This is a genomic window from Limnobacter sp., assembly GCF_964228395.1.
In the GTDB taxonomy this organism is placed as follows: Bacteria; Pseudomonadota; Gammaproteobacteria; order Burkholderiales; family Burkholderiaceae_B; genus Limnobacter.
This window is the reverse complement of record NZ_CAXQZX010000043.1, coordinates 1-4683: the sequence shown is the minus strand read 5'-3', so window position 1 is coordinate 4683 and position 4683 is coordinate 1. Positions and strand designations below refer to the sequence as shown.

The 4683-nt window shown below is 53.7% G+C and carries 6 protein-coding genes; all 6 read right to left on the bottom strand.

Annotation, left to right across the window (positions count from 1 at the left end):
- Nucleotides 1-741 (bottom strand): phosphatidate cytidylyltransferase (locus tag ACEQU8_RS03290; protein WP_370261441.1); only part of this gene is annotated, 741 nt, incomplete at its 3' end.
- Nucleotides 742-764: 23 nt separating this feature from the next.
- Complete coding sequence (locus tag ACEQU8_RS03285; RefSeq protein ID WP_370261439.1) at nucleotides 765-1553, bottom strand: isoprenyl transferase; 789 nt, start codon at nucleotides 1551-1553, stop codon at nucleotides 765-767.
- 11 nt (nucleotides 1554-1564) lie between these two features.
- Nucleotides 1565-2125 carry a ribosome recycling factor gene (gene frr, locus ACEQU8_RS03280; protein WP_370261438.1) on the bottom strand — a complete coding sequence of 187 codons (561 nt, stop codon included), beginning with the start codon at nucleotides 2123-2125 and terminating at the stop codon, nucleotides 1565-1567.
- 39 nt (nucleotides 2126-2164) lie between these two features.
- Nucleotides 2165-2875, bottom strand: coding sequence for a UMP kinase (gene pyrH / locus ACEQU8_RS03275; RefSeq protein ID WP_370261436.1), 711 nt, complete (start codon nucleotides 2873-2875; stop codon nucleotides 2165-2167).
- Between the two features lie 115 nt (nucleotides 2876-2990).
- Complete coding sequence (gene tsf, locus ACEQU8_RS03270) at nucleotides 2991-3875, bottom strand: translation elongation factor Ts (RefSeq protein ID WP_370261435.1); 885 nt, start codon at nucleotides 3873-3875, stop codon at nucleotides 2991-2993.
- Nucleotides 3876-3955: 80 nt separating this feature from the next.
- Nucleotides 3956-4683: 30S ribosomal protein S2 (gene rpsB / locus ACEQU8_RS03265; protein WP_370261433.1), on the bottom strand; the 728-nt coding region annotated here is incomplete at its 5' end.

The following is a 4683-nucleotide window of genomic DNA, read 5'->3' as shown; positions in this document are numbered from 1 at the left end:
GCTGTCTTTCAGGTTGGCGCGGCGCTTTAACATGGATTCAAACAAGTCACCGACAATGCTGAAAGCACTGAGAACCACCAGCCACAGCGTGAAAACCAAAGGATGCCAATGATCCAGCGCTTTGACCTGCCAGCTTTGATCCAATACCGGCCAGTGTTGGGCTGCCCACACCACGCTCCAGCTCAGCACCACCACACTGAGCGTACCGCCCACTGCCCCCTCCCAGCTCTTGCCTGGGGAGATTCGTGGGGCAAGCTTCCGTTTGCCCATGGTTTTGCCGAAGATGTAAGCAAAAATATCGGCCACCCAACATATGGCCACAAGGCTTAGCAGGTAAACAACGCCATGTTGCTGGGCCAATATCAGCGCAATGCCAGCAGCACTGAGCAAAGCCCAGCCGGCAATAGCAAACCAAGCGGTACCTTGAAGTGCGCCTATGCCAACCCGCCGCAAACACCAGGGCGCAAAAGCAACCCAGAACACGCCAGACAATGCCATCAGCGGTGCGCCGTAGCTGGAAATAGGTGCAAACCAGTAAATGAAAACCGAAACAGCGGTGCAAACCCCGGCGTAAGCAAGCGGCTTCCGGGCCAGCGTGGGGTGAAAACGGGCCCACTCCCAAAACCCTGCGGTTAATACGATTAATACAAACATACCCCAGCCCAGGTCACCGCCGTATGCCAGCACGGCGAATAGCACCAAGAGCAAAACCACTGCTGTGATTACTCGGGTTTTTAGCATTTCATGTCTCGGCTACGAGACGGTCACATGGATGAACTTTTGGCCAGTGGCTCACCAGGCTCAAGCTGTTCAGAAGTCCGTCCAAAACGCCGTTCTCTGTTGTTATAGGAATCAATGGCTTCCAACAGCATGGGTTTGCCAAAGTCGGGCCAAAATTTATCGGTGAAATAAAACTCGGTGTACGCCAACTGCCACAACAAAAAATTCGATACGCGCTGCTCGCCTCCGGTGCGTATAAACAGGTCTGGTTCAGGGCTGCCTTGTAAACACAAGTGCTTAGCAAAATCGCGCTCGGCGATGGTATGCGGTGCAGCAGCCAAATCGGGGCGCTCCTGCAACATGGTGCGCATGGCCTGAAGAATATCCCAACGACCTCCATAATTGGCAGCCACGTTGAGATACAGGCGCGTGTTGTTCTTGGTCAATTCTTGGGCTGATGCAATGGCGGCCTGCAGTTCTGGTTCAAAGGCAGTGGTGTCACCAATGATTCGAAGGCAAATGTTTTCGCGGTGCATCGACTCCACATCACGACGCAAGACGCGAATGAACAAACGCATCAACAGCGAGACCTCGTCAGCGGGTCTGCGCCAGTTTTCGGAAGAAAATGCAAACAAGGTGAGGTGCTCGACACCAAGCTCGCAACAGGCCTGAACGGTGCGACGCACCGCGTCCACACCGCGCTTGTGCCCAGCCACACGCGGCAGCAACTTGTTTTTGGCCCAACGACCATTGCCGTCCATCACGATGGCAATGTGCTTTGGGATGCTGGAGGTGTCTGGCACATCCAGCGTTGAGCTGGTGAAGTTGGGCATGGAGCGCTGCTTTAAACCGTCATGATTTCTGCTTCTTTGACTTGCAACACCTGGTCGACCTCGGCCACGTACTTGTCGGTCAGTTTTTGAATGTCGTCTTGGGCACGACGCTCGTCGTCCTCAGAAATTTCTTTGTCCTTCACGAGCTTCTTAAAAGCTTCGTTGGCGTCACGACGCAGGTTTCGAATGGCAATCTTGGTTTGCTCGCCTTCGCCTTTGATGAACTTGGTGAGTTCTTTGCGACGCTCCTCTGTCAATGCAGGCATGGGCACACGAATGGTCTCGCCCATGGAGGCGGGGTTCAAGCCCAGATCAGACTCGCGAATGGCTTTTTCGACCGCATTGACCATGTTTTTTTCCCAGGGCTGAACAGTGATGGTGCGTGCATCCGCCAGGCTGAGGTTGGCCACCTGGGAAATGGGCACCAAGGAGCCGTAGTACTCAACCTGAACATGGTCGAGGATGCCGGTGTGGGCACGCCCTGTGCGTACTTTTTGAAGGTCGGTCTTTAGAGACTCAATGGACTTGGCCATTTTGTCTTCGGTGGTTTTTCGAATATTGGCAACGCTCATGATGTAGTTCTCACTGCAATGTAAAAAGAGGAGACCCGGTTACATGTGAACCAAAGTGCCCTCGTTTTCCCCGGTCACGGCTCTGTAGAGCGCGCCGGGCTTGTTGATCGAAAAAACACGAATCGGGAGCTTTTGGTCACGACACAGGGCGAATGCGGTGGCGTCCATGACTTCCAAATTCTTTGAAATTGCTTCATTAAAGGAAATTTTCTCGTAGCGGGTGGCGCTGGGATCCTTTTTGGGATCGGCTGAATAAATACCGTCCACCTTGGTGGCCTTGAGCACCACCTCTGCACCCACTTCAGAGCCGCGAAGTGCAGCCGCGGTGTCTGTTGTAAAAAACGGGTTGCCCGTCCCGGCCGCAAAAATAACAATTTTCCCCTCTTCGAGGTAACGAATGGCCTTTGGGCGAATGTAAGGTTCAACCACCTGCTCGATATTGAGGGCTGACTGAACCCGAGCTTCAACACCTGCGCGACGGAAAGCATCTTGAAGCGCCAGGGAGTTCATCACTGTGGCCATCATGCCCATGTAGTCGGCCGTGGCGCGGTCCATGCCCGCAGCACCCGGAGCAATGCCCCTGAAAATATTACCGCCGCCGATGACCACAGCCATCTCAATGCCCAAGGCCGCCACTTCAGCCACCTCGGCGACCATGCGCTCAATGGTTTGACGATTGATGCCGTAGGAGTCCTCTCCCATCAGGGCCTCGCCCGACAACTTGAGTAACACACGCTTGTATGCTGCCATTCACGCCTCTTGTCAGATCATTGTCAGGATTCTATAACGTAAAGGGTGTGCAATTGGTACACCCCAAATAAAAAGGGGCTTCTCGCCTGGAGAAACCCCTCAAATACGAACGAAATTAACGTGCAGCAGCGGCGGCTTGGGCAGCCACTTCGGCAGCGAAATCGTTCACTTTCTTTTCGATACCTTCGCCCACGATGAAGAGATCGAAGCCGTGAACGTTACTGCCTGTGCTCTTGAGCATGGCTTCAACGGTTTGCTTGTCGTCTTTCACGAAAGGCTGTGACAGCAGGGCCACTTCTTTCAGGAATTTCTTCACCGAACCTTCAACCATTTTTTCGGCGATGTCTGCAGGCTTACCAGACTCTTCAGCCTTGGCTTTCGCCACGGAGCGCTCACGGTCGATGTCTTCTTGAGGAACGCCGCTTTCATGCAGTGCCTTGGGCTTGGTGGCCGCAATGTGCATGGCAACGTCCTTGCCAACCTGCTCGTCGCTGCCGGAAAAATCAACGAGTACGCCGATTTTACCGCTGTGAATGTAGGATGTCAGGCGGCCTTGCGCCTGCACGCGCTTGAAACGGCGCACAGACATGTTTTCGCCGATTTTGCCAACCAAAGCAGTGCGGATGGACTCTACAGTGCCCTCGCCCAGTGGCAAAGCCCCCAGCTCTTCAACGCTGGCAGGGTTTTTCTCGGCAACCAACTTGGCCACATTGCCGACAAATCCGATGAAGTCTTCGTTTTTGGCCACGAAGTCTGTTTCGCAGTTGACTTCAACGATGGTACCCAGCTTGCCAGACTCGTCGATGTAAATGCCCACCAAGCCTTCAGCCGTTACACGGGTTGCGGCTTTGCTGGCCTTGCTGCCCAACTTAACGCGCAAAATTTCTTCGGCTTTGTCCATGTCGCCGGCGGCCTCGGTCAGGGCCTTTTTGCACTCCATCATCGGCGCGTCTGTTTTTTCGCGCAGTACCTTAACCATTGCTGCTGTAATTTCAGCCATTGCTACTCTCCTAGTGTCGGATTCTGAATTGGGTAAAAAAAAGGGGCGACTGATCGCCCCGTTCGAAGACGAAGGTGGAATTAACCTTCGGCTCCTTCTTCAGAGACTTCAACAAAGTCGTCGTCGGCCTTGATGGCTTCTACCACATCGTTTACGGCCTGATCGCGACCGGCCAGAACGGCATCAGCCACGGAGCGAGCGTACAGACGGATTGCACGGGCAGAATCGTCGTTGCCTGGCACCACGTAGCTCACACCAGCTGGGGAATGATTGGTGTCCACAATGCCTACCACAGGAATGCCAAGCTTCTCGGCTTCAGTGATGGCGATTTTGTGGTAGCCAACGTCACACACAAAAATTGCATCTGGCAGCGTGGGCATGTCTTTGATGCCGCCGATGGACTGGTTCAGCTTTTCGAGCTCGCGTTCGAACATCAGGGCTTCTTTTTTGGACATGCGCTCCAGACCGCCATCGGCGATGATGGCTTCCATGTCTTTCAAACGCTTGATAGAAGACTTCACAGTTTTAAAGTTGGTCAACATACCACCCAACCAGCGCTGGTCTACGTAGGGCATGCCGCAACGCTGTGCTTCTTCGGCAATGATTTCTTTGGCCTGGCGTTTGGTGCAAACAAACAGAATGTTGCCGCGATTGGCGGACAGACGCTTGACGAACTTCAAAGCCTCGTCGAGCATTACAACTGTTTTTTCCAGGTTGATGATGTGAATCTTGTTGCGATGGCCGTAAATGTAAGGGCCCATCTTGGGGTTCCAGAAGCGTGTTTGGTGGCCAAAGTGGCAACCAGCTT